This window comes from Streptomyces lusitanus (assembly GCF_042647945.1).
In the GTDB taxonomy this organism is placed as follows: Bacteria; Actinomycetota; Actinomycetes; order Streptomycetales; family Streptomycetaceae; genus Streptomyces; species Streptomyces pseudogriseolus.
Window position 1 is genome coordinate 185,885 of record NZ_JBHRWL010000015.1, and the last position, 24,854, is coordinate 210,738.

Annotated in this window: 22 protein-coding genes; 13 read left to right on the forward strand and 9 right to left on the reverse strand. The window is 74.3% G+C overall.

Annotation, left to right across the window (positions count from 1 at the left end):
• Positions 1–252: 252 nt before the first annotated feature.
• From ACFOSY_RS21625 to ACFOSY_RS21640, 4 genes are all read left to right on the forward strand, one after another.
• The gene (locus ACFOSY_RS21625; protein WP_189406801.1) at positions 253–687 is read left to right on the forward strand and encodes a DUF6643 family protein; all 435 of its coding nucleotides are present in this window, start codon (positions 253–255) and stop codon (positions 685–687) included.
• Positions 688–746: 59 nt separating this feature from the next.
• Positions 747–1,574 carry an MOSC domain-containing protein gene (locus ACFOSY_RS21630; protein ID WP_394309385.1) on the forward strand — a complete coding sequence of 276 codons (828 nt, stop codon included), beginning with the start codon at positions 747–749 and terminating at the stop codon, positions 1,572–1,574.
• Positions 1,575–1,668: 94 nt separating this feature from the next.
• Positions 1,669–2,280, forward strand: coding sequence for an Rv1733c family protein (locus ACFOSY_RS21635; RefSeq protein ID WP_449343585.1), 612 nt, complete (start codon positions 1,669–1,671; stop codon positions 2,278–2,280).
• 124 nt (positions 2,281–2,404) lie between these two features.
• Positions 2,405–4,849: a right-handed parallel beta-helix repeat-containing protein gene (locus ACFOSY_RS21640; RefSeq protein ID WP_394309389.1), complete on the forward strand. Its 2,445-nt coding sequence runs from the start codon at positions 2,405–2,407 to the stop codon at positions 4,847–4,849.
• A 10-nt stretch (positions 4,850–4,859) separates the two neighbouring features.
• On the opposite strand, the gene ACFOSY_RS21645 is transcribed toward ACFOSY_RS21640, so the two are convergent.
• The gene (locus ACFOSY_RS21645; RefSeq protein WP_394309391.1) at positions 4,860–7,190 is read right to left on the reverse strand and encodes a hypothetical protein; all 2,331 of its coding nucleotides are present in this window, start codon (positions 7,188–7,190) and stop codon (positions 4,860–4,862) included.
• 291 nt (positions 7,191–7,481) lie between these two features.
• Here ACFOSY_RS21645 and ACFOSY_RS21650 point away from each other — a divergent pair, with 291 nt between their 5' ends.
• Together ACFOSY_RS21650 and ACFOSY_RS21655 are read left to right on the forward strand one after the other, a co-directional pair.
• Positions 7,482–8,342, forward strand: a complete 861-nt coding sequence (locus tag ACFOSY_RS21650) for a DeoR/GlpR family DNA-binding transcription regulator (protein WP_394309393.1) — start codon at positions 7,482–7,484, stop codon at positions 8,340–8,342.
• Between the two features lie 65 nt (positions 8,343–8,407).
• Positions 8,408–8,878 (forward strand): SRPBCC family protein, encoded by a 471-nt coding sequence (locus ACFOSY_RS21655; RefSeq protein ID WP_394309395.1) that lies wholly within the window; start codon positions 8,408–8,410, stop codon positions 8,876–8,878.
• Here the strand turns inward: ACFOSY_RS21655 and ACFOSY_RS21660 are convergent.
• Entirely contained in the window at positions 8,852–10,003 is a 1,152-nt protein-coding gene (locus tag ACFOSY_RS21660; RefSeq protein WP_394309398.1) for a PLP-dependent cysteine synthase family protein, read from the reverse strand. The genes ACFOSY_RS21655 and ACFOSY_RS21660 overlap by 27 nt on opposite strands.
• A 323-nt stretch (positions 10,004–10,326) precedes the next feature.
• Between ACFOSY_RS21660 and ACFOSY_RS21665 the strand changes: the two genes are divergently transcribed.
• Positions 10,327–10,650 (forward strand): hypothetical protein, encoded by a 324-nt coding sequence (locus ACFOSY_RS21665; protein ID WP_006136459.1) that lies wholly within the window; start codon positions 10,327–10,329, stop codon positions 10,648–10,650.
• Between the two features lie 183 nt (positions 10,651–10,833).
• Positions 10,834–11,376: an ATP-binding protein gene (locus tag ACFOSY_RS21670; protein WP_078592392.1), complete on the forward strand. Its 543-nt coding sequence runs from the start codon at positions 10,834–10,836 to the stop codon at positions 11,374–11,376.
• Positions 11,377–11,459: 83 nt separating this feature from the next.
• Here ACFOSY_RS21670 and ACFOSY_RS21675 read toward each other — a convergent pair whose 3' ends face one another.
• The 5 genes from ACFOSY_RS21675 to ACFOSY_RS21695 all read right to left on the reverse strand — a co-directional run bounded on the left by ACFOSY_RS21675 (position 11,460) and on the right by ACFOSY_RS21695 (position 16,829).
• Entirely contained in the window at positions 11,460–13,556 is a 2,097-nt protein-coding gene (locus ACFOSY_RS21675; protein ID WP_394309402.1) for a peptidoglycan recognition protein family protein, read from the reverse strand.
• Positions 13,557–13,792: 236 nt separating this feature from the next.
• Positions 13,793–14,059, reverse strand: a complete 267-nt coding sequence (locus ACFOSY_RS21680) for an SHOCT domain-containing protein (RefSeq protein WP_394309404.1) — start codon at positions 14,057–14,059, stop codon at positions 13,793–13,795.
• 156 nt (positions 14,060–14,215) lie between these two features.
• Positions 14,216–14,635 carry a PPOX class F420-dependent oxidoreductase gene (locus tag ACFOSY_RS21685; RefSeq protein WP_394309406.1) on the reverse strand — a complete coding sequence of 140 codons (420 nt, stop codon included), beginning with the start codon at positions 14,633–14,635 and terminating at the stop codon, positions 14,216–14,218.
• Between the two features lie 41 nt (positions 14,636–14,676).
• A complete protein-coding gene (locus ACFOSY_RS21690) occupies positions 14,677–15,561 on the reverse strand; it encodes an NAD(P)-dependent oxidoreductase (protein WP_394309408.1) in 885 nt (294 codons plus the stop codon).
• 29 nt (positions 15,562–15,590) lie between these two features.
• Positions 15,591–16,829, reverse strand: coding sequence for an ROK family protein (locus ACFOSY_RS21695; RefSeq protein WP_394309410.1), 1,239 nt, complete (start codon positions 16,827–16,829; stop codon positions 15,591–15,593).
• 157 nt (positions 16,830–16,986) lie between these two features.
• Between ACFOSY_RS21695 and ACFOSY_RS21700 the strand changes: the two genes are divergently transcribed.
• A complete protein-coding gene (locus ACFOSY_RS21700) occupies positions 16,987–18,120 on the forward strand; it encodes a methyltransferase (protein WP_394309869.1) in 1,134 nt (377 codons plus the stop codon).
• Between the two features lie 79 nt (positions 18,121–18,199).
• The gene (locus ACFOSY_RS21705; RefSeq protein ID WP_394309412.1) at positions 18,200–20,035 is read left to right on the forward strand and encodes a glycoside hydrolase family 15 protein; all 1,836 of its coding nucleotides are present in this window, start codon (positions 18,200–18,202) and stop codon (positions 20,033–20,035) included.
• Positions 20,036–20,042: 7 nt separating this feature from the next.
• Here ACFOSY_RS21705 and ACFOSY_RS21710 read toward each other — a convergent pair whose 3' ends face one another.
• Complete coding sequence (locus ACFOSY_RS21710) at positions 20,043–20,912, reverse strand: hypothetical protein (RefSeq protein ID WP_394309414.1); 870 nt, start codon at positions 20,910–20,912, stop codon at positions 20,043–20,045.
• 147 nt (positions 20,913–21,059) lie between these two features.
• Here ACFOSY_RS21710 and ACFOSY_RS21715 point away from each other — a divergent pair, with 147 nt between their 5' ends.
• Complete coding sequence (locus tag ACFOSY_RS21715) at positions 21,060–21,686, forward strand: phosphatase PAP2 family protein (RefSeq protein ID WP_394309416.1); 627 nt, start codon at positions 21,060–21,062, stop codon at positions 21,684–21,686.
• Between the two features lie 553 nt (positions 21,687–22,239).
• On the opposite strand, the gene ACFOSY_RS21720 is transcribed toward ACFOSY_RS21715, so the two are convergent.
• A complete protein-coding gene (locus tag ACFOSY_RS21720) occupies positions 22,240–23,052 on the reverse strand; it encodes a response regulator (RefSeq protein ID WP_394309418.1) in 813 nt (270 codons plus the stop codon).
• A 221-nt stretch (positions 23,053–23,273) separates the two neighbouring features.
• Between ACFOSY_RS21720 and ACFOSY_RS21725 the strand changes: the two genes are divergently transcribed.
• Both ACFOSY_RS21725 and ACFOSY_RS21730 read left to right on the forward strand, forming a co-directional pair.
• Positions 23,274–24,257 (forward strand): Bug family tripartite tricarboxylate transporter substrate binding protein, encoded by a 984-nt coding sequence (locus ACFOSY_RS21725; protein WP_394309420.1) that lies wholly within the window; start codon positions 23,274–23,276, stop codon positions 24,255–24,257.
• Positions 24,254–24,853, forward strand: coding sequence for a tripartite tricarboxylate transporter TctB family protein (locus ACFOSY_RS21730; RefSeq protein WP_394309423.1), 600 nt, complete (start codon positions 24,254–24,256; stop codon positions 24,851–24,853). Before ACFOSY_RS21725 ends, ACFOSY_RS21730 begins: the two co-directional genes overlap by 4 nt.
• The last annotated feature ends 1 nt before the right edge of the window (position 24,854 follow it).

A 24,854-nucleotide genomic window follows, 5' to 3' on the forward strand; every position in this document is an offset into this window, starting at 1 on the left:
CCCCGGCATCCGTCGGTGTGCGCGCCCAACCTATTCCCTCGCGCGCGGGACGCCCACGCCCGCGGGCGCGAACCACCCCCTGCGACCGCCGGTAACGCCCTCGGAACTCGGCCTTTACACGAAAAACACGCGGCAGTACGCCCGTTTTCCATAAATTCGCTCACATTGGCGATCCCGCGTCACCCAGGGCGCGGAAAACAACCCTCTTATCGGTCTCCCCAACCAGCACATCGTGGGCTTAACTTATGTGCCATGACCTCCCCCCGCTCCATGTATGGCGGCGGCTACTCCTCCGCTGCCTTCCCGGACACCCCGATCTACGACTCGCTCGTGGCCGAGCGGGGCACCCCGCAGATCGCCCCGATCCGGGTCCCCGCCGCGTACGAGGCGCCGGCCAGTCATCTGCCCGCGCTTCCCTCGGCGTTGCCGGCCCTCCCGGCGGCACCGTCCCAGCCGTCCTACGGCTACCCCCAGCCCGCCATGCCGCAGCCCGCCCCGCTCCAGCAGGCGCACACGGCGTACATCCCGCAGCAGGCCACGGCGCCGCGCGGCTACCCCGGCCCTCAGCCGCAGCCGCCGCGCCCGCCGCAGCCCGCCGGGTACGAGGCGATGCGTCCCGCCGCCCCGCGGCCGGCGCCCGCGCCGTACCAGGACCCGTACAACAACCAGCAGTACCGGGGGTACTGAGCGGCCGAGCCGTACCGAACGGGCCGCGTGCCGTCGTGCGCCGATGGCACGATGGCCGCATGAGGAACGCTCGTGTGCGCTCGGTCCATGTTCATCCGGTCAAGGCCTTCCGGAGCCTGCCGCTCCGGGAGGTCGTCGTGGAGCGCTGGGGTCCGGCCGGTGACCGGCGCTGGATGCTGATCGACGACGGGGGAAAGGTCGTCACCCAGCGCCTGCACCCGCGCCTCGCACTCGCCGCCGCCGAGCCGCTGCCCGGCGGCGGCGTCGTGCTGTCCGCGCCCGGCCACGCCCCGGTCACGGTGCCCGTGCCGGCGCCAGGCGCGACCGTGCCGGCGGATCTCTTCGGCGACAAGGTGGAGGTCGTCCCCGCCGAGGACCCGGCCGTGCACGCGTGGTGCAGCGACTACCTGGGCACACCGGTACGGCTCGTGCACCTCGACGACCCGGCCGTGCGGCGGCCGGTGGACCCCGAGTACGCGCTGCCCGGGGAGACGGTCACGTTCGCCGACGGCTACCCGCTGTTGCTCACCACGACCGCCTCCCTGGACCGGCTCAACGAGCTCGTCGCACAGGGCGCGCACGCGCACGAGGGCCCGCTGCCGATGAGCCGCTTCCGGCCCAACGTGGTGATCGAGGGGACCGAGGCGTGGGCGGAGGACGACTGGAGCCGCGTCACCGTGGGCGAGGTGGCGTTCCGGGTCGCCAAGCCGAGCGGACGGTGCGTGGTCACCACCACCGACCAGGACACCGCCCGGCGCGGACGCGAACCGCTGCACACCCTCGCCCGGCACCGGTCCGTCGGCGGCCGGCTCCTCTTCGGCGTGAACCTGGTGCCCCTCTCCCCCGGCGTCCTCCGCGTCGGCGATCCGCTGGAGGTCGTGGCCTGACGCGCCTTCAGGAGCCACCGTGCGGACGCGGGAACCCGGGTCCGCCCCGGCGCGTTGGGCAGCGTGAGGGATCGGTGCGGGAACCGGGGAGGGGGTGCGTGCCGTGCGAGCGGTCAGCGGACTCTGGCGCTGGCGGCGCAACCCGCTGCGCCGCGCCACCGACCTCGCGGAGGCCTGGCTGGCGCTCACCGCGCTCCTGCTGGTCGCGCTCGCCGCGCCGCTGATCGGCGTGCTCTCCGGGAGCGCCGCCCACACGACGCTCCAGCGGTCGGTCCGCGCCCAGCACCAGTCCCGGCACCTGGTGACGGCCACGGTGGTGCGCGAGCTGGACGCGGCCCCGGCGGCCACGGACCCCGAGCTGCTGGGCGGGGACGCGGGCAGCCGCGTCCTGGCCCGCTGGACCGCCCCGGACGGCACCGGCCGGCGGGCGGCCGTGCAGGCGCGCCTGCCGGATCCGCGGCCGGGCGACACCTTCCGCATATGGACCGACCGGCGCGGGGACCGGGTCGCGCGCCCGCTGGACAGGGGCACCGCGACGGTGCACGCGGTGCTCGCGGGCGCGGGGGCCGCGCTGCTGGCCGCCGGGCTGTTCGAGGCCGGCCGGCGCCTGGTGCTGCGGCGGATGCTCCGCGGCCGGTACGCCCGCTGGGACCGGGAGTGGGGCCGGGTGGGTCCGGACTGGGGCAGGGCGGACGCCGCCGGCTGACGGCGTTCCGCCTCCGGTCAACTCGCCGCCCCCGCGCACGCTACGGTGGACCGGCCGAACCGATCGGCAGCGACTCGGGCGGGTACGAGCCACAGGTACGACGAGGTGGGGGCACGGCAACACCATGGCACAGGGCACGGTCCAGGTGACGCACACCGGCACATCGAGGTGGCGCCGCCGCACAGGTGAGTACCCGTCGCTCGCCGCCGCCCTGGAGGCCGCGGGCGAGGGCGACGTGCTCACCGTCGCTCCCGGCACCTACCGGGAGAACCTCGTCGTACGGCGGGCGGTGACGCTGCGCGGCCCCGAGGGGTCGCCCGGCTCGGTGCGCATCGCCCCGCCCGACGGTGTGCCGCTCACCGTGCGCGCCTCCGCGGTGGTGCGTGACCTGCTCGTGGAGGGGCAGGACGCCACCGCCCCGGCCGTGCTGGTGGAGGACGGCACGCCCGAGCTGCGGGACATCCGCGTGGTGAGCCGGTCCGCGGCCGGCATCGAGGTGCGCGGCGCCGCCCGGCCCACGGTGCGCCGGTGCACGGTCGACAACCCGGCGGGCGCCGGCATCGCCGTGGTGGACGGCGGGGGCGGGGTGTTCGAGGAGTGCGAGGTGGTCGCCGCCGGACAGGCGGGCGTCGCCGTGCGCGGCGGGGGCCACCCCCGCCTGGAGCGCTGCACGGTGCACCACGCCTCCGGCTCCGGCCTGACCGCGACCGGGGAGAACTCGGCGCTGGAGGCCGTCGGGTGCGAGGTGTACGAGGTGCGCGGCAGCGGGGTGCAGGTGACCGGCCGCGCCACCGCCCACCTCACCGACTGCGACGTGCACCGCACCACCGGGGACGGCGTCACGCTCGACACGGACGCCGTGCTGACGCTGGCGGACTGCCGGATCCACGACATCCCGGAGAACGCGGTCGACCTGCGCTCCCGCTCGGTGCTCACCCTGACCCGCACCACGGTGCGGCAGTTCGGGCGCAACGGCCTGTCGGTGTGGGACCCGGGCACGCGCGTGGACGCCAACCAGTGCGAGATCTTCGACAGCACCGGTGACTACCCGGCGGTGTGGGTGAGCGACGGGGCGACGGCCGTCCTGGACTCCTGCCGGGTGCACGACGTGCCGGACGCGCTGTTCGTGCTCGACCGGGGCTCGCGCGCGGACGTCGTCGACAGCGACCTGTCCCAGGTGCGCAACACGGCGGTGTCGGTGAGCGACGGCGCGACCGCCCAGCTCGACGACTGCCGCATCCGGGAGGCGGCGACGGGCGCCTGGTTCCGCGACCACGGCAGCGGGGGCACCCTCAGCAACTGCTCCCTGGACGGCACCCAGACCGGCGTCATCGTCACCAAGGGCGCCGACCCGACCGTCGAGCGCTGCACGGTCGACTCCCCCGCGGAGGCGGGCGTGTACGTGTCCGCGGGCGGTCGCGGCACCTTCGAGCACTGCCGGGTCACGGGCAGCGGCGGCTACGGCTTCCACGTCATCGACGGCAGCCGCACGACACTGCGCAAGTGCCGCACCGAGCGCTGCGCGCGCGGGGGTTACGAGTTCGCCGAGGGCGCCGACGGGGCGTCCGGCTCGGGCGGTCCGGTCGTCGAGGACTGCACGAGCGACGAGTCCGGCAGCCTGCGCGCCGAACCGCCCGCGCCGGAACCCGCGGTGCAGACGACGGGTCACACCACGGGGCTGCTGGGCACGGTCCCCGCCCCGGCCGCGGCCCCGGCGCCGCCCGCGCCCGCCACCGTGCCGGAACCCCGGCGGGAGGCGCGCACCTCCAAGGACGTCCTCGGCGAACTCGACGCCCTGGTCGGCCTGGAGAGCGTCAAGCGCGAGGTGCGCGCCCTCACCGACATGATCGAGGTGGGCCGGCGCCGGCAGAAGGCCGGGCTCAAGGCCGCGTCCGTCAAGCGGCACCTGGTGTTCACCGGCTCCCCCGGCACCGGCAAGACCACCGTGGCGCGCCTGTACGGCGAAATCCTCGCCTCGCTGGGAGTGCTGGAGCAGGGCCACCTGGTCGAGGTGTCCCGCGTGGACCTGGTCGGCGAGCACATCGGGTCCACGGCGATCCGCACCCAGGAGGCGTTCGAGAAGGCGCGCGGCGGGGTGCTGTTCATCGACGAGGCGTACGCGCTGTCGCCGGAGGACGCGGGCCGGGACTTCGGCAAGGAGGCCATCGACACGCTGGTCAAGCTGATGGAGGACCAGCGGGACGCGGTGGTGGTCATCGTGGCGGGCTACACGGCCGAGATGGAGCGCTTCCTGTCGGTCAACCCCGGTGTGGCGTCGCGTTTCTCCCGCACGATCACCTTCGGCGACTACGGCCCGGAGGAGCTGCTGCGGATCGTGGAGCAGCAGGCCGAGGAGCACGAGTACCGGCTGGCGCCGGGCGCCGCCCAGGCGCTGCTCACGTACTTCACCGACATCCCCAAGGGGCCCGCGTTCGGCAACGGGCGCACGGCGCGGCAGACGTTCGAGGCGATGGTGGAGCGGCACGCGAGCCGGGTCGCCCAGCTCGACGAGCCCACCACCGACGACCTGACGCTGCTGTACGCGGAGGACCTGCCCGCGCTGCCGTGAGCGAGGCCCGTCACACCGCCGGGCCGGGCTCCCCGGTCCGGCGCGGGGCGGGCACCTCGGGCCGCAGCCGGGCGAGCAGGCGCCGGCGTTCCTCGGCGAAGGCGGGGTCGGCCTGGTAGTCGGAGTGGCCGAGGATCGGCGCGGGCAGCGGATGGTCCGCGGTGCGCCCGTAGGCCAGGGGGTCCTTCAGCGGCGGGCGGTCCACGTCGGGGCCGCCGTCGCCGGACAGCCGCACGGGGCCGCCGATCGGGTCGGTGCGCCGGTACAGGTTGCGCCAGCAGACGACGTCCCGGTGCAGGGCGGCCAGCGCGTCCGGGCCGAAGTGCGCGGGGAACCAGCGCCCGTACAGCCGCTCCAGCGGGGAGCCGTAGGTGAGCAGGGCGACGCGTGCGCGGACGGACGGCGGGAGCTGCCAGGCCGCGGCGGCGGCGAGCACGCTGCCCTGGGAGTGCCCGGACAGCACCAGCCGTCCGCCGGTGGTGCGGGTCCAGGTGGCGATCCGCCAGGTCAGGTCGGGCACCGCGCGCTCGGCGTAGCAGGGCGGCGCGAAGGGGTGCGCGGCGCGCGGCCAGAACGTGCCGACGTCCCAGAGGATCCCTATGGTGCGGCGGGCGGAGGCGTCCTTGTAGGCGCGGCGGCCCCAGGTGACGAGGAGGACGAAGCCGAGGCCGATCAGCCAGGAGCCGAGGGCCTGCGCGGTCTGGGCCGCGCCGTGCACGACGGGGTGGGCGTCGCGGGCCGCCTGGCTCGGTGTCCGTCCGGTGGCCGCCGCGCCGGCCAGGGCGGCCGCGCCCAGCAGCAGGGTGGCGGCGGAGGTGACGGCGAGGATGCGCGGGCCCCGGTCGGTGAGGGCGGCCATGGCGCGCACCGAGGCGATGCGGCGGGTGCGGCCGGGGTCGCCCGTCTCGCCCCGGTACTCCTCGGCCACGGCGGCGCGCTCGGCCCGCGCGAGCTGCCAGGCGCGGCGGGCGAGCCAGCAGCACATGACGAGGAGCAGCAGGAGCAGCGGCGGGATGACGGACGCCTGCCAGGTGAGCAGCACCGGCGGCCCCGGGATGGAGGCACGGGTGCCGTCCAGCCAGTCGGACACCCGCTGCGAGACCCCGCCGGACATCACCCCGCCGAGGGCGCAGGCGAGCATGGCGACCGCCGGTCCGGCCAGTCCGCGCAGCGCGGCGCGCCGGTCGGGGTCGGTGCGGTGCAGGGCGTGGGCGACGCCGGCCAGGACGATGACCAGCAGGCCCTGCGCGAGGGTGAGGGCGCCGAAGGTGACGTTGCCGGGCAGCCGGTCCGCCGACTCCCATTCGGGCCGCTCCCACCCGGCGTAGAGCGCGCTGAGGGCGAGCAGGACGAGGGCGGCGAGGGGCAGCCCGCGCACCAGCCGCCGGTCCGCGTCGCCGTCGAGGCGGCGTTCGCTGCGGCCGCGGCGGCACACCACCCACACCACGGCGCACGCCCCGGCGGCCAGGGCGGCCTCCAGCAGCACGCCCAGGACGGCGAGGACGGCGGGGCCGCCCGGCTCGCGGTCGTACCGGGCGGCGGCGGAGCCGACGGCGGCGGCGACCGTCAGCAGCGCGGCGGCGGTGTGCGCGGCGCGCAGCCGGGCGCCCAGGCGGCGGCCGTACCAGAAGCCGGGGCGGCTCAGCGCGGTCGGTCCCGTGTCCTCCTCCGGCCCGCCGAGCGGCTGCTGCGACTCGTAGGCGCTCCAGGTGCGCAGGGACAGGAACCACAGCAGGCCGGTGAGGGCGGCGGGCACCAGGGCGGCGAGGGCGAGCCTGCGGCCGGGCGCGCCCCACCAGCCGCCGTCGGACGACAGGAAGCCGAGCCAGGAGTGCCGGCCGGCGCAGGCGGGCGTGCCCGCGCACTGCCAGGCGGTCAGGTCGAGGGCGACCTCGCAGGCGGCGGCGACGAGCAGCACGGTGAGGCTGAGCCCGGTCAGCCGCACCAGCAGCCCGTACAGCCGGACCGTGCGGCGGTGGCCGCGGGCGCTGGGGCGCATCCAGTGGGCGAGGTTGACCACCATGAAGGGCAGGAGCAGCAGCCACAGGGCGCGGGTGCCGTTGCCGGAGGTGAGGTTGCACCAGACGTACGCCTCGGGGACGGGCCCGTCACGGCGCGTGTCGGGGTTCCGCTCGGCGTCGGCGTCGTCGGCGCGGCGGAACACGGCGGCGACGTCGTCGCCCGTGACGCGGACCGTGCGCGGGTCGTCGAGCATCTGCGCGGGGCTGGTGCCGCCCACCCCGTGGACCAGGAGTTCCAGCGCGGTGCCGGACCCGCCGGGCCCCTCGCCGGCCGGTGCTCCGCCGTCCTCGTCCGGTCCGATGTGCTGTGCCTTCTCCACCGTGCGGCCTCCCCCGTGACGATCCGTCGGATCCGTCCGTGCGGTCAGGATCTCCCGCGCCCGGACGGTGTGCGTCCGTCGTCACTCAATCTCCCCGATCCGGGTGACACGCACGCACCGCACGGGCGCCCAGAACCGCCATGTACGCGACGAGCCACCGGTGGCGCCGCCGATGGCCCGGCATGGGAGGATGGGACGTCCGCGCACCGGTGCCCGGGGAGCATGCCGCCCGAGGCCGTGGACGCGCGGGAGTGTGTCGGACGGCTGTGCGGCGAAAGGACCGGAGCGTACGTGAGCGAGAATCAGAACCTGCTCGCCGAGCAGCGGCGCACCCTGATCCTCGACGAGGTCCGGCGGCGGGGCGGGGTCCGGGTCAACGAGCTGACCCGCAGGCTCGGCGTGTCGGACATGACGGTCCGCCGCGACCTCGACGCGCTGGCCCGGCAGGGCGTTCTCGAGAAGGTGCACGGCGGCGCGGTCCCGGTGGTCGAGGCGAGCACGCACGAGCCGGGGTTCGAGGCCAAGTCGGGTCTGGAGCTGTCCGCCAAGGAGGACATCGCGCGCGCGGCGGCCGAGCTGGTCCCGCCGGGCGCGGCGATCGCGCTGTCCGGCGGCACGACGACGTTCGCGCTGGCGCACCGGCTGACCGACGTTCCCGATCTCACGGTGGTCACCAACTCGGTGCGGGTGGCGGACGTCTTCCACGCGGCGCAGCGCTCCTCGGGCAGCCGGCAGGGTGCGGCGACGGTGGTCCTGACCGGCGGGGTGCGCACCCCGTCCGACTCGCTGGTGGGCCCGGTGGCCGACCAGGCGATCGCGGCGCTCCACTTCGACCTGCTGTTCCTCGGGGTGCACGGGATATCGGTCGAGGCGGGTCTGTCGACGCCGAACCTCGCGGAGGCGGAGACCAACCGGCGGCTGGTGCAGTCGGCCCGGCGGGTGGTCGTGGTCGCCGACCACACCAAGTGGGGCACCGTCGGTCTGAGTTCGTTCGCCTCGCTGGATCAGGTGGACACGCTGGTCACGGACTCGGGGCTGTCCGCCGAGGCCCGTGCGGAGGTGTCCGAGCATCTGCGGCGCCTTGTGGTGGCCGGCGAGCCCGAGCAGTCCGAGCAGTCCGAGGACGACCGGGCGGAGGCCGCCGACGCCTGACCCGGGCGCCGCTCCCCTGCACCGTCCGTGCCCGTACGCAGCGTGATCTCGGAGGAGTTGAGTCGATGGCCCACCGTCTGCGCCCCGTGGGGCGGGAGTTCGCATCGGTCGCACCCGTGCGTCTGGTCTTCGAGCGGGAGATCTCGGCCGCTCCCCCTGCGGTGTTCGACGCGCTGGCACGGGACGTGACGGGCTGGACCGACTGGTTCCGCGCGGTCACCCTGGCCCGTCCGCTGGACGGCGGCGCGGGCCGGGAGATCCGGCTCCTGGGCGGCGCCCGGTTCCGCGAGACGGTCCTCGCGGCCGAGGAGCCCGAGGTGTACGCCTACCGCGTCGACGTGACCAATGTGCCGGGCGCCCGTGCGATGGCCGAGGAGTGGCAGCTGCGTCCGGCCGGGACGGGCACCCGGGTGCGCTGGACGATGGCGGTGGACGGCCTCACGCCGTTCCGGCTGGCGCTGAAGGCGGCCCGGCCGGGTCTCGCGGCGAGCTTCCGCGACGCCGTGACCTCACTGGACCGCCGGCTCGCGGACTGACCCCTCGGGCCAGGCCCCGGTGCGCAGCAAGGTGTCGATCGCCTCCGCGTACGGCGTCACGTCCAGGCCCTGCTCGGCCAGCCAGGCGTCCGAGTAGTACTTGTCCAGGTAGCGGTCGCCCGGGTCGCACAGCAGCGTGACCACGCTGCCCCGTCTGCCCTCCGCGGCCATCTCCGCCACGATCCTCAGCGCGCTCCACAGCCCGGTGCCGGTGGAGCCGCCCGCCTTGCGGCCGATGACCCGCTCCAGGGCCCGTACGGCGGCGACGGCGGCCGCGTCGGGCACCTTCATCATCCGGTCGACGGCGCCGGGCACGAAGCTCGGCTCCATCCGGGGGCGTCCGATGCCCTCGATACGGGAGGCGCTGTCGCAGGAGACGTCCGGGTCGCCGGTCGTCCAGCCCTGGAAGAAGCAGGAGTTCTCCGGGTCGGCGACGCAGATGCGGGTGTCGTACTGCATGTAGTGCACGTAGCGGGCGAGGGTCGCGGAGGTGCCGCCGGTGCCGGCGGTGGCGACGATCCACTCCGGCTGCGGGAACCGCTCCATCCGCAGCTGGCGGAAGATCGACTCGGCGATGTTGTTGTTGCCGCGCCAGTCCGTGGCCCGTTCCGCGTAGGTGAACTGGTCCATGTAGTGGCCGCCGGTCTCCGCCGCGAGGGCGGCGGACGCCTCGTACATCGTGCGGGGGTCGTCCACGAAGTGGCACCGGCCGCCGTGGAACTCGATCAGGCGGCACTTCTCGGCGCTCGTCGTACGCGGCATGACGGCGATGAAGGGCACGCCGATCAGCTTCGCGAAGTACGCCTCGGACACGGCGGTCGAGCCGCTGGACGCCTCGATCACCGGGCGGCCCGGACGGATCCAGCCGTTGCACAGGCCGTACAGGAACAGCGAGCGGGCCAGCCGGTGCTTGAGGCTGCCGGTGGGGTGGGTCGACTCGTCCTTCAGGTAGAGGTCGATGCCCCACCGCTCGGGCAGCGGGAAGAGCAGCAGATGGGTGTCGGCCGAGCGGTTGGCGTCGGCCTGCACCCGGCGCACGGCCTCTTTCAGCCAGGCACGGTAGGCGGGGTCGCTGCGGTCGACGTCGAGAGTGGCGCCGGTCGGGGTTTGTTGGGGAGTGCTCACGACTGGGCTCCTTACACTGAGCGCCGACGGCGTCCAGCGCGGCCGACACCCCGATCATAAGCACCGTTCGCACCACCTCTCACCTGCATAAACACATCTTTGGTGGCCTGAAAGGCAGGGCTGGGGCCCAGGGGGCGCGCGGGTGGGGGCGCATTGGCCCGAGTGCCCCCCGCGCCCCCGTCGGCGGGGGCTCGTGCTCTGGTGCTCGGCGGCGGGTGGGGGCAGACTGCACCGGCGGGAGCAGGGGCACACTGGTTCTGGACAGTGGCCGGCCCGCGCAGCGCGGTCCGGCACACCGACGCGCACTGAGGGGGCGGGTGGCAATGGCGGAGCCGGAGTTCAAGGCCACGGGCGTGCGGATCGGCCGGCGGCTGCGGTCGCTCACCCGGGCCGGACAGGTCCGGATCAGCGACGGGCGGCTGGAGTTGCTCACCAGCTACGGCACCGAGATAGACAGCGCGCCGGTGCAGGCGGTGCGGGCCACGCGGCCCTGGTTCGCGCCCGACGGCCGGGCGCTGGCCGACCTCAACGGCCACCGGTATCTGCTGACCCTCGGGGACCACGACCCGGCGCCCGGGGAGCCGGGCCCGCCCGCGGCCCGCCGTTTCATCGAGGCCGTCCGCCGGGCGGCGGGGCGCGGCGCCTGAGATGTCCGCGAGTTGCGCCGCATCCTCCGCTGGGTCACGCTGTTCTCACGTCACTCTGGGTTTACCGGCGATAACGCTGCGAACCAGCCCGCCGGCCACGACAGCAGGCGGCAGCGTCACGCAGGCGCCCTGCTGGATCCGTACTCCGTGTTCTTCCGGACCTCACGTCGGGGAGTCGCAGCCGTGATCAGTCACCCAAGCAGGCACTGCACGGTGGAGCTCCAAGCCCTGCCGTCGCGGATCGGCCAGGTCCGCAGAATCGTATCTGCGCAGTTGCGCTACTGGCACATGGATTCCCTGATAGACCGGGCCTCGCTCGGTGTGACGGAGCTGTTGTCCAACGTCCACCGGCATGCCCAGCCCGACAAGACGTGCACCGTGGAGATCGAACTGCTCCTCGACCGGCTGAAGGTGTCGGTGCACGACCACGATCCGCGGCTGCCGGTCGTCGCGGACGCCGGACCGCTCGCCACCTGTGGCCGCGGCCTGGCGATGGTGGCCGCCATGAGCGAGAGCTGGGGCGTGCTGCCGGACGACGCGGGCAAGGTCGTGTGGTTCACGCTGCCGACCGCCGCGCCCGCCGAACCGGCGGCCCGGGACCGGCGCCCGCGCCTCACACCCGCCGGACCGGACCGGCCACGGTTCACGGAGGTCGCACTCGTCGACCACGCGGCCGAGGTCCACCGGCCCGAACCCGCTCCCGCCCGGTCCGCCGTTCCCGGCTGACCGGGCGGTGACACAACGGGGCGCCGCCGACGGCCGCGGTGTCCGGCGGAACTGAGGTCCGCCGGACACCGCGCCCCGGCCGGTCACCTGATGTAGACGAGGCCGTCCGTGGTGACGGTCGGCCGGCCGCTGGTGCCGACGACCACGATCTTCACGGTGTGCCTGGCGTTGGCCGTCCAGGTCCTCGTCCAGATCGCCTGCCGGTAGCTCGTGGCCGACGACCTCAGGTCCACCGTGGCGGCCTTGACGCCGTCGACGTACACGTACGCCTGGCCCGAGCTCGACGCCCGGGAGACCACCCAGGCGGCCGAGCGGCCGGTGAACGTCCAGCTCAGGCTCGCACCCCTGGAGGCGCTGGAGTACGACTGGCCGCCGAGGTAGCTGGAGGAGCTGCGCGCGCTCCAGCTGCCCGTCCGGACCGCCGCGCTCTCCCGGAGGATCACCGGGGTGTAGGTGGCCGCCGTGTCGCGGGAGTTGCCGGCGTAGTCGTACGCCCGCATCGACCAGCTGGAGGCGGTGCCCGGCCTCGCGGTGCGGTTGGAGAGGTAGGCGGCAGCGCTGAACGTGGCGGCCTGCGGGGTCAGCAGCCGCACCTGGCGCAGGGCCTGGTCGTCGGTCGCCTTCCAGCGCAGCGTGACCGGGGCGGACCCGGTGTAGACCGTGCCGGTGCGCAGGCCGAGCGTCGGCGCGGCGGTGAACACCGGCGCGGTCGTCTCCGCCACGACGGTCAGCGGGGCCGCGGCCGAGACGGCGCCGGACTGGTGCGTGGCCTGCACGGTCACGGTGTGGCTGCCGGGGGCAAGGGTGATCCGCTTGGCGTAGCCGGCGCCCGAGGTGGCGGCGACGGCCTGGCCGTCGACGAGCACGTCGTACCTCTTGATCAGCGCGGCCGGCGTGGTGGCCGCCCAGCGCACCACCGGCGTGCCCTTGGTGTAGTACGTCGAGCCCTTGGCGGTCGCGTCGGTGAGGGACGCGATGCGCAGCCCGTCGACGGGGCCCGCGGCCCAGGTGCGGACGGTCGGCAGCTGGGCGTACAGGGCGTCGCCCGGGCACTGGGTGTTGAAGCCGTCGCGGTGTCCGGACACCCGTCGGAAGGTGTACTGCTCGCCCGCGGTGAACTGGGTGCTGAAGTAGTTGCGCTGAGTCGCGCCGGCGGTGAGCTGCACCGTGCCCGCCGGGTCCGCGCCGTACTGGCCGAGCTTCCAGGCGGTCACGCGCGCCACGGACGTGAGGGCGGCGGTGGAGGCGGCGCCGCTGACGTGCGTGCCGAGGACGGCGATGCCGGCGGACTCACGGTTGAAGCCGTAGGTGTGGGCGCCGAGCACGGGCCGGTCGATGCCGCCCTTGCGGCCCTCGAAGACCGTGCCGCACTTGTCGACCAGGAAGTTGTAGCCGATGTCGTTCCAGCCCTCGACCTCGGTGTGGTAGGCGTAGATGCCGCGCACGATGGACGCCGACTCCGCGCAGTCGTAGTCGTTGGCGCCGTCCGTGTGGTGCACGAACACCGCCTTCACGTCGGGGTTGTACTCCGACGGGTCAGGGCTCTTCGACTCGTCCGCGCCCCAGCCGGCCCGCGAGGTGACGGGCGGCTGCGGCACCGTGGACGGCGGCGCGGTGGGCTCCGGGGACGGGGACGGGGACGGCGACTCGTCCATGACGAACGCGGCCGGCTCGGGCGCGTCGAGGCGCGTCTCGGCCTCGGTCACCACGCCCGGGTCGACCAGGTTCACCTCGAGGCCCTTGGGCAGCGCGCCGGTGGTGCCGTCCTCGTGGACGACGCGGGCCTCCACGCCGTCGGAGGGCCCGACCCACAGCGGCTGGGACGCGCCGCGCATGCCGGCCTCGACCTCCTCCGGCGGGGCGGCGTTCAGCTCCAGGTCATGCCAGGCGCTCCACTCGCCGCTCTCGAGGCCGCGGGCGCGCACCTGCGCGGTGCCCTCCAGCGGCTTCAGCGCCCCGGTCCAGGAGACGCCGACCAGGGAGAACTGCTCGGTCTCCGTGCGGGGCAGCTCGCGCTCGCCCGCCGCGGTGCCCTTCAGCGTCAGGCCGTAGACCTCGACCGGCCGCCGGTCCTGCCCAGGGGCGCCGGACCCGTCGGACGGGCTGGCCGTGGCGTACGTGACGACGCCCCCTCCCCCGATCAGCACGGCGCCGAGCGTCAGCCACGCCCGGCGTCTCATGCTCAGCGGTCTGTACGCGTGCGACACGGCACGACGCCGGCTGCGACGGCTCAAAAGGATCCCCACCCTGAGAAGCGGCCCGACCGGGCCGACGGAAGCTGCGGCCGTCACACGGGGCTCATCCGCCCCGTACGACGCCTCATCTGTGCAGCGCCGTCCGCGCCGTAACCGTCACAGGGTGGGGTGGTGACGTGCGTCACCATGATCGCGAAGAGGGGCGCGCGAAGGCGTCCGTCTCAGTCGCGTCGTCCGAACTGCTCCTCCAGGACCGACAGGCGGCGCCAGTACTCGTCCTCGTCGATCTCGCCTGAGGCGAAGCGGCGGCCGAGGACGGCGAGCGGCGAGTCGTCGCGGGCGGCCGGTCCGTGCGGGCCGCGGCGGCCGCGCCACCCCGTGCGGCGCAGCAGGGTGATGCCGAACCCCACGACCAGGGCCCAGAACAGGGGGAAGAGCAGGATCCACGGGCCGGGCCCGCCGTCACCGAAGTGCGCCAGGGTCTCCATGATCGTTCAACTCCTCGGATGCGGTGTCTCGTCGCCCCTCGGCGACACTTCGAGACTCGCCCCGGGAGGGGGGTCAGGGCGTCGTGCGGCCGGCGGCAGCCGGCGTACCACCCGGGGAGTACGCGGGCGGTGCGCGGCTGCTCCCGCGGCCCCCGGTCAGCCGGTCTGGTCGCTGTCCTTCATCGCGCCCCAGCCGTGCCACCGCTCGACCTCGACCCAGGCGCTGACCCGGCGGCGCTCGCGGTTCGGGTACGCGTCGCCGCCGTAGTGGCGGGAGAGGCGGTCGATGTCGGAGAGGTCCTCGTCGTCGTGCATCTCGGCCACGCGGCCGATCAGGGTGACGTGGGTGTACCAGTTGTCCGCGTCGAGGACGGTGAGGGTGACGCGCGGGTCGCGCTGGAGGTGGCGCAGGCGGACCCGGCCCTCGTCCAGGTTGACCAGGACGCGGCCGTCCTCCCAGAGGTACCAGGTGGGGGTGGAGACGGGCGTGCCGTCGGAGCGGAGGGTGGCCATCACGCACGGGTTGGGCTTGCGCAGCAGCTCCTGGGCCTCGGGCGGCAGTGGGGGTTTGGACACGTGGACTCCTCGCGGTACAGGGCGAACAGGGAGGGGGGTGGTCAGGTGGTGGACGCGGGACCGTCGCCGAAGCTCGCGAAGTAGGCGGCGGCCATGTCCTCGTCGCCGTGTCCCTGGGCGGCGGCCCGCTCCAGGCGGCGGGCGCTCGCGGCGGCGACGTCGAGGCGGGCGCCGTTGCGCTCACCGGCCCGTACGATCAGCGCGGCGTCCTTGGCGGCGGTCTTCACCGCGAACTGGGCCGGGGAGAGCTGCCCCTCGAGGATCAGCCGCGCCTTGGCGTGCAGATAGCCCATGTCGAGCGGGCCGCCGGTGATGAGGCCGAAGAAGGCGTCCGGGTCGACGTCGAGGGCGCGGGCCAGCGCCAGGGTCTCGCCCGCGGCGGCGGTGGCCGCGAGCACCCAGCTGTTGGCGACGAGCTTCAGCCGGGTGGCGCTCGCCTCGGCGCCGTCCTCGCCGGTCCACACGGTGCGGGCGCCCACCGCGTCGAACACCGGGGTCACCGTGTCCCGGCCGTCGGCGAGGACGGTGAGCTGTCCGTCCTCGGCGGGCTTGCGGGTCCCGAGCACGGGGGCGTCGTAGAAGCGCAGGCCGTGGTCGCGGGCGAAGGCGGCCAGTGCGGCGACGTCCTCGATGCCGCTGGTGGTGCACTGCGCCCAGACGGCTCCGCGCGGGAGCGCCGGAGCGGCGGCGCGCATGGTCTCCAGGGTGGCGGGGCCGTCGTACAGCATGGTGAGGACCACGTCGGCGGACTCGACCGCCTCGGCGGGGGTGCCGGCGACGTGGGCGCCGTCGGCGGCCAGCGGGTCGGCCTTGGCGCGGGTGCGGTTCCACGCGCGGACGGTGTGCCCCGCCTTGAGGAGGTTGCGGGCCATCGCGGCGCCCATGATGCCGGTGCCGAGGACGGTGACGGTGAGCGTGTCGGTCATGCGGTCGGCCTTCTCTTGTGCGGTGGTCGTTACGCCAGTGCCCCCAGAGGATCGTCCAGCACCGGCTGCCAGGCCAGTTCCGCCGCGCCGACCAGGCTGTTGTGGTCCAGCGTGCAGGCGAGGATCGGCACCCCGCCACTGCGGCCCCACAGGCTGCGGTCGGCGACGACGGCCCGCAGCCGGTCGGGGTCGGCCTCCAGGAGGGTGCGGTGCAGACCGCCGAGGATGATCCGGTCGGGGTTGAGGATGTTGACCAGCCCGGCGAGCCCGAGGCCGAGCCGGTCGATGAGCTGTTCGGTGGCGGCGCGCACCTCCGGGTCGTCGTACCGGCCGCGGATCAGGTCGTCGGCCTGCTTCAGCAGCGACATCTCGGGGCCCGGTTCGCGCCCGGCCGCGGTGAGCAGGGCCAGCGGGTCCGCCTCGACGTCGAGACAGCCCCGGCCGCCGCAGTGGCAGGGGCGGCCCTCGGGGTTGACGGCGAGGTGGCCGACCTCCAGGGCGAGGCCCGAACTGCCCGTGTGCAGACGGCCGTCGAGGACCAGCGCGCCGCCGACGCCGCGGTGGCCGGTGGCGACGCACAGCAGGTCGCGCGCGCCCCGCCCGGCGCCGTGCCGGTGCTCGGCGAGCGCGGCGAGGTTGACGTCGTTGGCGGCGAAGGCGGGCCCGTCGAGGCCGGCGGCGCGCACCTGCTCGGCGAAGATCTCCCGCACCGGCGCGCCGGCGGGCCAGGCCAGGTGCAGCGGGTTGAGCGCCAGGCCCTCCGGTTCGGCGACCGCCGACGGCACGGCGAGCCCGGCGCCCACGCACCGCCGTCCGGTCTCGCGCAGCAACTCCGCGCCGGCCGCGACGACGGAGCCGAGCACCTTCGCCGGGTCGGGGTCGACGACCTCGCAGCCGGGCGCGGTGGCGACGATCCGGCCGCCGAGCCCGACGAGGGCGGCGCGGAAGCCGTCGGCGTGGATCTGCGCGGCGAGCGCCACGGGGCCGTCCTCGGCGACGGACAGCCGGTGCGAGGGGCGTCCCTGGGATCCGGCGGCCGCGCCGGGCCGGGCGTCCACGCGGATGAGTCCGAGCGCCTCCAGTTCGGCGGCCACCGCGCCGGCGGTGGCCCGGGTGACGCCGAGCTCCGCGGTGAGCACGGCGCGGGTCGGGGCGCGTCCGGTGTGCACGAGCTCCAGCGCGGGTCCGAGCGCCCCGCGCCCCCGGTCCAGCCGCGTCCTCGAGGTGGTCCCTTCCCCCGCCGGCCGGGGGTCCGCCTTCCCGCTCATGGGGGCGAGTCTCCCATGATCCGCAACACTCGCGGACGACAGGCCGCCCACGTGCGGCGACCCGGTGAGGCGTGCCGCCCGTACAGGGCGTGCACCCCGGCGGCCGCGCCGGGCCGGTCCCGGGCTCGGCTAGCCTGGCCGCACGATGAACGACCGTATGACGACGCCCTGGGGCGAGCCGGAGCTGTCCCGCTTCCCCGAGGACCCGCGGGACAGGCTGCGCGCCTGGGACGCCTCCGACGAATATCTCCTCAGGCATCTCGCCGACCGCCGGCCGGCCTTGTCCGGCACGGTCGTGGTCGTCGGCGACCGGTGGGGCGCGCTGGTCACGGCGCTCGCCGCACACCGGCCGACGCAGATCACCGACTCCTGGCTCGGCCAGGAGGCCACCCGCGCCAACCTCGCCCGCAACGGCGTCGAAACCGGCGCCGTCCGGCTGCTGACCACGCAGGACGCCCCGCCGGAGCGGATCGACGTGCTGCTGGTGCGGGTGCCCAAGAGCCTGGCGCTGCTGGAGGACCAGCTGCTGCGCCTGGCGCCGTCCGTGCACGCGGACACGGTCGTGGTCGGCACGGGCATGGTGAAGGAGATCCACACCTCGACGCTGAAGCTGTTCGAGCGGATCATCGGCCCGACCCGCACCTCCCTCGCGGAGAAGAAGGCCCGGCTGATCCTCTGCACACCGGACCCCTCCCTGGTCCGCCCGCCGAACCCGTGGCCGTACCGCTACACGCTGCCGGAGGACGTCGGTGCGGTGTCGGGCCGTACGGTCGTCAACCACGCCGGGGTGTTCTGCGCGGACCGGCTCGACATCGGCACCCGCTTCTTCCTGCGCCATCTGCCCGGCGGGCGGGGCGGCGGCCGGGTGGTGGACCTGGGCTGCGGCAACGGCGTCGTGGGGACGGCGGCGGCGCTGGCCGACCCGAAGGCCGAGGTGCTGTTCGTGGACGAGTCCTTCCAGGCGGTGGCGTCGGCGCAGGACACCTACCGGGCGAACGACGTGAGCGGGCACGCCGAGTTCCGGGTCGGCGACGGTCTGACGGGCGTCCCGGCGGGCAGCGTCGACCTGGTGCTCAACAACCCGCCCTTCCACTCCCACCAGGCGACCACGGACGCCACGGCCTGGCGCATGTTCACCGGCGCCCGCCGCACCCTGCGCCCGGGCGGCGAGCTGTGGGTGGTCGGCAACCGGCACCTCGGGCACCACATGAAGCTGCGCCGCCTGTTCGGCAACAGCGAGGTGGTGGCGTCGGACCCGAAGTTCGTGATCCTCAGGGCCGTACGCCGGTAGCGCCGCGCCCGCCGGAAGGCCGGCCCCGCTCCCCCTGCCTAAGCTGGCAGGGGGACACGCGCCGGCCGAGGAGGCTGCGATGGACGGGACGACCAACCGGCCTGGCGACGGATCCGCGCGGCGGTACATGCCCATCGCCGACCACGGGCTGATCGGCGACCTGCGCAGCGTGGCACTGGTCGCGACGGACGGCACCATCGACTGGTACTGCGCGCCGCGCTTCGACGCGCCGAGCGTGTTCGCCGCGCTGCTGGACGCCGACCGCGGGGGCTGTTTCGAGCTGGGGGCGGCCGTGCCGGCCCGCACCAAGCAGTTCTACTTCCCCGACACGAACGTGCTGATCACCCGGTACTTCACCGAGGACGGCGTGGGCGAGGTGCAGGACTTCATGCCCGTGTCCGGCGAGTCCGTGGAGGAGGACCGGCACCGGCTGATCCGGCGGGTGCTGTGCGTGCGCGGGTCGCTGCCGTTCCGCGCCCGGGTGGCGCCGCGGTTCGGTTACGCGGCGCTGCCGCACACGCTGCGGCTCACCGGGGACGTCGCGGTCTTCGAGTCCGACGCGCTGGACCTCGCCCTGACCGCCACGGTTCCGCTGGAGCGGGACGGGCAGGACGTGCGGTCCGAGTTCAAGCTGGCCGAGGGCGAGACGGCGGTGTTCGCGCTGGACCAGGTCGGCGGTGCGCTGACGCCGCGCGGCTGCGCCCACGAGGAGGCCGAGCAGGAGTTCGCCGCGACGGTGCGCTACTGGCGGAACTGGCTGGCCGCGTCCCGCTACCGGGGCCGCTGGCGGGAGATGGTGCACCGCTCGGCGCTCACCCTGAAGCTGCTCACGTACGCGCCCACGGGGGCGATCGTCGCCGCGCCGACGACGAGCCTGCCGGAGGAGTTCGGCGGCGAACGCAACTGGGACTACCGGTACATGTGGGTGCGCGACGCGGCGTTCTGCGTCTACGCCATGCTGCGGCTGGGCTTCACCGAGGAGGCGGAGGCGTTCATGGCGTTCGTCTCCCGGCACATCAGCCCCGGCGACGGCAAACCCTCGGGCCCGCTCCAGATCATGTACGGCATCGACGGCCGCACGGACCTGCCCGAACAGACCCTGGACCATCTGGAGGGCCACCGCGGCTCACGCCCGGTCCGGGTCGGCAACGCGGCGGCCGACCAGCTGCAACTGGACGTCTACGGCGCGCTGATCGACTCGATCTACCTCTACGACAAGTGGGCCGAGCCGATTTCCAGCGAGCAGTGGGACCATGTGACGGCGCTGGTCGAGTGGGTGTGCGAGAACTGGGACCAGCCCGACGAGGGCATCTGGGAGACCCGCGGCGGGCGGAAGAACTTCCTGTACTCGCGGCTGATGTGCTGGGTGGCGATCGAGCGTGCCGTCCGCATGGCCCGCCGCCGGGGCCTGCCCGCCGACCTGCCGCTGTGGACGGCGTGCCGGGACACGATCTACCGGCGGGTGATGACCGACTGCTGGTCGGACGACCTGCGGGCGTTCGTGCAGCACGAGGGCGGCGAGGTGCTGGACGCCGCGCTGCTGATGATGCCGATGTCGAAGTTCATCGCGCCGAAGGACCCCAAGTGGCTGTCCACGCTGGACTGTCTGACCCGTGAGCTGGTCTCCGACTCGCTGGTCTACCGCTACGACCCGCAGGCCAGCCCCGACGGCCTGCACGGCGCGGAAGGCACGTTCTCCATCTGCTCGTTCTGGTACGTCGAGGCCCTCACCCGCGCCGGCCGCCTGGACGAAGCCCGCCTGGCCTTCGAGAAGATGCTCACCTACGGCAACCATCTCGGCCTCTACGCCGAGGAGATCGGCCACACCGGCCACCAACAGGGCAACTTCCCCCAGGCCTTCACCCACCTCTCCCTGATCAGCGCGGCGTACAACCTGGACCGGGCGCTGGGCTGAGACCCGTTCAGTGGCCGTGCGAGGCCTCGACGGTGAAGGCGGCGGTGCGGACGACTCCGTCGTGCTTGAACTCCAGGAACAGCCGGTAGCTGCCCTCGCTGGGCGCCGTGGCGCTGAAGGAGACGTGCGGCCCCGGCTCGGCGACGCCCAACTCACCCTCCGGATGAACGTGCAGATAGGCGAGGTCCCCGGCGCGCAGGGCGACCAGATGGCCGTAGGCGCCCAGATACGGTTCGAGATCGGTGACCGGCTCACCGTCACGTGTAACGGTCAGCCGCAGCTCACTCTCCCGGCCGGGCGTCAGCGCCCCGGTCACCTGCACGTCGTACCCGTCCACCCGAGCCTTGGCCGCGGGCCGTGGCAGCTCACGCGGACTGTACGCCCCGGACACGGCCAGATCGGCGCCGAGCGTCAGATTCTCCGCACCCGCCCTGTCCGGAGTGAAGTCGGCGAACACCCGGTACCCGCCGGCGCGGGGCAGCTCCACCTGCGTGCTCCAGGTGCCGTCGGCCGCCCGCTCCGGATGCAGATGCCGGTAGGTCACCAGATCACGGGAAACCACGATGAGATGCAACTCCTTGTCGTGCTCCCGCCGGTACTCGGTGACGGCCCGCCCCTCCGCGTCCCGCACGGCGAACCGCAGCTCGGCGCGCTCGCCGGCGGTCACCGCCGGAGTGCGCAGGTCGAGGGTGTAGCCACCCTCCGAGATCTGCAGTCCACCGGGCGCGTGCCGGCTCTCCCCCGGCTCATGCCGCTCCTCGTGCGCGGGTGGACGGTCCGCCACGACCGGGTCGAAGGTCTGGCCGACCCCGTAGGCGGTGCCGAACGTAGCGGCCAGCGCGGCGGCGAACGCGGTGATCCTCAATCCAGTCTTCATGGCCGGCTCTCCTCCGGAAGCAACGTCGACGCTGCTCACGATACCCCCAGGGGGTACCTTGTCAACTCCTGGCCGGGGCGGGTGGGCCCCTCACGTGGATCATGCGTACCGTGGGCACCCTGGACGACGTCACCGCGGGAGAGACAGATGAGCGAGCTCACCAGACCCGTACCGGCCGCCGACGGACTGCGCAGGATCGTCTCCGAGGTGCTGAGCGACCTCAGAGCGGTGGACGGCGCCCTGTACGCGGCGGTCGCCGCGACCCCGACGCCGACCCTCGACCGCGCCCTGCGCCGGCTCTCCCACGCGGCCGACCACTCCAAGATCTCGTTCGCCATCGCCGGCGCGCTGTCCCTGGCCGGCTCCCGCCCGCGCAGGGCGGCGCTCGCGGGGGTGGGCGCCGTAGCGGTGGCCTCGGCGTCGGCGAACCTGCTCGGCAAGCGGCTGGTCCGGCGGGACCGTCCGGACCGGGAGGCGGCGCGGGTGACGGTGGACCGGCATGTCCCGATGCCGAGGTCGGCGTCGTTCCCGTCCGGGCACACGGCGTCCGCGGTCGCCTTCGCGACGGCGGTGGGGACGGTGCTGCCCGCGGCGTCCGTGCCGTTGGGACTGTTGGCGGGGGCGGTGGGGTACTCCCGGATCCATACGGGGGTGCACTATCCGGGGGATGTGGCGGCGGGGGCGGTGCTGGGGGTTGCGTCGGCGGCGACGGCGCTGGCGGTTGCGTCGGCGCGGCTGCCGGCGTCCTATCCGCGGGGCGCGGCGCCTAAGTGACCTGGGCGATCCCAGGGTGCGCGGCACGTCAAGGGACCTGCACAGCAGCGCGCTTCAGTAGCACACGGCGGGGGTGTGGGCCGGGGGGTGGCGGCGCAACTCGGCGCCCACGAGGTGCCGCCGCGCCCACCCTCCCCCACTCTCGGCTTCGCTCGAGCGGGAGGTACCCCCATCGCCCCAGCGGCACGACTGCCCGCGGCGAGCGGGACAACAGGCACCGGCGTTGGTGCGGGGTAGGGGTGTCGGCGCAACTCGGCGCCAGCGAGGCGCCGCCGCGCCCACCCTCCCCCATCGCCCCAGGCGGCACGAGTACCCGCAGTTGGCCGCCGCCGGCCGGCCGTGCGCTCGCGGTTGGCGGCAGGTTGCCGCCGTTGGCCGGGCGCACGCCACCGGTGTCGGCGTAGCCGCCCACGGCGGGGAGGGGTCGGGGTGGGGGTGGGCGCCCGCAGCGGCTGGCGCGTCCTCCCCTCGCACCTCGTAAACACGCACTCTCGCGCCAGACCGAGGACGTCCGCCCCCGCCGCGGCCCCGCTCCACCCACCCTCCGTAGGCGCTACAGCAACCCCCACCGGGCAGAACCCTGCGCCGCAGGCATCGACGGAGGGGGATCACCCAACCCCCGCCCCCGCTCCCGCTCCCGCCGTGCCTCCACGAACCGGTACCGCCGCTCAGGCCGCCCCGTCGCCCCGTACCGCAACGACACCTCCGCCGCCCCCACCGTGTGGAAGTACTCCAGATACCTCCGCGCACTCACCCGCGACACACCGGTCAGCCGCGCGCACTCACTCGCCGACAGGCTCCCCTCCGCCTCCCTCAGCGTCCGCTCGACCAGCCCGGCGGTCTCCGCGCTCATCCCCTTCGGCAGCCTGACCGGCCGCCCGGGCGACGCGGACGGAACCGGCAGCGCCGCCCCCGCCAGCACCCGGTCGACGTCCGCCTGCCCCCGCACCACGGTGTCCCGCAGCATCCCCCGCTGCACCGCGTACCGCTCGAGCCGCCCCCGCAGGTCCTCGAAGTCGAAGGGCTTCAGCAGATAGTCGACGACACCGTGCCGCACCGCGCCCCGTACCGCGTCCGCCTCCCGCGCGGCGCTGACGACCATGACGTCGCAGTCGTGCCCGGCGGTCCGCAGCCGGGGGATGACATCGAGGCCGAACACGTCGGGCAGATACAGATCGAGCAGCACCAGATCAGGACGGAGTTCGTCGACGGCGCGCAGCGCCTGCTCACCGCTGCCGGCGACCCCGACCACCCGGAAGGAGTCGACGCGTTCGACGTACGCCCGGTGCACCCGCGCCACCCGGAAGTCGTCGTCCACGACAAGCACCCCGATGGCCCCGACAGCCGCATCCTCCCCGTCTCGCATAGGCACATCATCACCCCCGCCCCCGACCAGGCAAAGGGCCCTGACACAACGACCACAACCTCCATTGCTTCCGTAACCGCGACACCCCGCCCCCACGCAGGCACCATGTGGCCCGCGTCACCCGCCCTCCGCGGGTCACGCGCCCCCCACCCCCACACACACCCCACACCCGCACACACCCGCAAACACCCGCACAACCCGACCGACAGGTGGTGGCACCCGTGCGCCTCCGCACACCCCTAGCCCTGCTCGGCGCCGCCCTGCTCGTCCTCGTGGGCCCGCCTCTGCTCACGACCGGCAGCGGCTCCGACAGCGGCACCAGCATCCCGGGCCTGCGCCTCATGGTCCCCAACACACCCGGCGGCGGCTACGACATCACCGCCCGTACGGCCGCGAAGAACGCCGAGGAGGCCGACCTCACCCGCTCCGTCGAGGTGTTCAACCTGCCCGGCGCCGGCGGCACGGTCGGCCTCACCCGCCTGGTGAACGAACGCGGCAACGGCAAGCTGGCGATGTCGATGGGCCTCGGCGTCGTCGGCGCCGTCCGCTCCAACCACGCGCCCCGCACCCTCGCCGACACCACGCCCATCGCCCGGCTCACCGAGGAGCAGGACGTGGTGGTGGTCGCCAAGGACTCCCCGTACCGGACCATCGGCGACCTGGTCGACGCCTGGAAGGCGGCCCCCGGCCGGCTCCCCGTGGGCGGCGGCTCCTCCCCCGGCGGCCCGGACCACCTCGCGCCGATGCTGATGGCGCAGGCCGCCGGGATAGCCCCGAAGGACGTCAACTACATCCCGTTCGACGGCGGCGGCGAACTGCTCGCCTCGATCCTCGGCAACAAGGTCGCCTTCGGCGTCTCCGGGGTCGGCGAGTACCGCGACCAGATCGAGGCGGGCGAGCTGCGGCTGCTCGCGGTGACCGGACCGGAACGCGTACCGGGCCTCGACGCGCCCACGCTCAAGGAGTCCGGCTACGACGTGGAGTTCACGAACTGGCGGGGCGTCGTCGCCCCGCCCGGCCTCACCGACGCCGAACGCGGCAAGCTCGTCCGGCTGCTGGAGGCGCTGCACGATTCGAAGGAGTGGCAGGAGTCCATGAAACGCAACGGCTGGGACGACGCGTTCCTGACCGGCGACAAGTTCGGCGCGTTCCTGGCCGCCGAGGACGAGCGCGTGATGTCGGTACTGAAGGAGCTGGGCCTGTGAGCACCCCCTCCACCCCGACGCCCGACCCCGAGGCCGAGCCCACCGCGCACCCCACGCCCGCCCCCGAAACGAAGCCGACCCCGCCCAGCACCCCCCGCACCCCCACCTCCTGGCTCCGCGACCACTCCGAACTGGGCGTCTGCGCCCTCCTCCTCGCCCTCGGCGTGCTGGTCCTCACCGACGCCCTCACCATGGACGTCGACATCACCCAGCGCGGCCCGGTGGGGCCGAAGACGGTTCCGGTCGTCGTCGGCATCGGCCTGCTCCTCGTCGCCGCCCTCCTCGCCGTGGACGTCCTGCGCGGCGGCCGGGGCCAGGCGGAGACCGGTGAGGACGTCGACCTCACCGAACCGGCCGACTGGCGCACGGTCGCGCTGCTGGCCGGCGTGTTCCTCGGCTCCGCCGTCCTCATCGAGCCGCTCGGCTTCCCCGCCGCGGGCGCCCTGCTCTTCTGGGGCGCCGCGTACGCGCTCGGCAGCCGCAGGGTGGACCGCGACCCGCTGATCGCGGCGGTGCTCTCGCTGGCCACCTACGCCCTGTTCGACAAGCTGCTCGGAGTGCCGCTGCCCGGCGGTCCGCTGATGGGAGTGCTGTGAC

Excerpts from the sequence above, each read along its gene's own strand:
- ACFOSY_RS21720 (WP_394309418.1), bottom strand. The coding sequence starts at position 23,052 with ATGCGAGACGGGGAGGATGCGGCTGTCGGGGCCATCGGGGTGCTTGTC.
- ACFOSY_RS21705 (WP_394309412.1), top strand. The coding sequence starts at position 18,200 with ATGGACGGGACGACCAACCGGCCTGGCGACGGATCCGCGCGGCGGTAC.
- ACFOSY_RS21700 (WP_394309869.1), top strand. The coding sequence starts at position 16,987 with ATGACGACGCCCTGGGGCGAGCCGGAGCTGTCCCGCTTCCCCGAGGAC.
- ACFOSY_RS21690 (WP_394309408.1), bottom strand. The coding sequence starts at position 15,561 with ATGACCGACACGCTCACCGTCACCGTCCTCGGCACCGGCATCATGGGC.
- ACFOSY_RS21625 (WP_189406801.1), top strand. The coding sequence starts at position 253 with ATGACCTCCCCCCGCTCCATGTATGGCGGCGGCTACTCCTCCGCTGCC.
- ACFOSY_RS21680 (WP_394309404.1), bottom strand. The coding sequence starts at position 14,059 with ATGGAGACCCTGGCGCACTTCGGTGACGGCGGGCCCGGCCCGTGGATC.
- ACFOSY_RS21695 (WP_394309410.1), bottom strand. The coding sequence starts at position 16,829 with ATGAGCGGGAAGGCGGACCCCCGGCCGGCGGGGGAAGGGACCACCTCG.
- ACFOSY_RS21630 (WP_394309385.1), top strand. The coding sequence starts at position 747 with ATGAGGAACGCTCGTGTGCGCTCGGTCCATGTTCATCCGGTCAAGGCC.
- ACFOSY_RS21655 (WP_394309395.1), top strand. The coding sequence starts at position 8,408 with ATGGCCCACCGTCTGCGCCCCGTGGGGCGGGAGTTCGCATCGGTCGCA.
- ACFOSY_RS21715 (WP_394309416.1), top strand. The coding sequence starts at position 21,060 with ATGAGCGAGCTCACCAGACCCGTACCGGCCGCCGACGGACTGCGCAGG.
- ACFOSY_RS21640 (WP_394309389.1), top strand. The coding sequence starts at position 2,405 with ATGGCACAGGGCACGGTCCAGGTGACGCACACCGGCACATCGAGGTGG.
- ACFOSY_RS21710 (WP_394309414.1), bottom strand. The coding sequence starts at position 20,912 with ATGAAGACTGGATTGAGGATCACCGCGTTCGCCGCCGCGCTGGCCGCT.
- ACFOSY_RS21665 (WP_006136459.1), top strand. The coding sequence starts at position 10,327 with ATGGCGGAGCCGGAGTTCAAGGCCACGGGCGTGCGGATCGGCCGGCGG.
- ACFOSY_RS21675 (WP_394309402.1), bottom strand. The coding sequence starts at position 13,556 with ATGAGACGCCGGGCGTGGCTGACGCTCGGCGCCGTGCTGATCGGGGGA.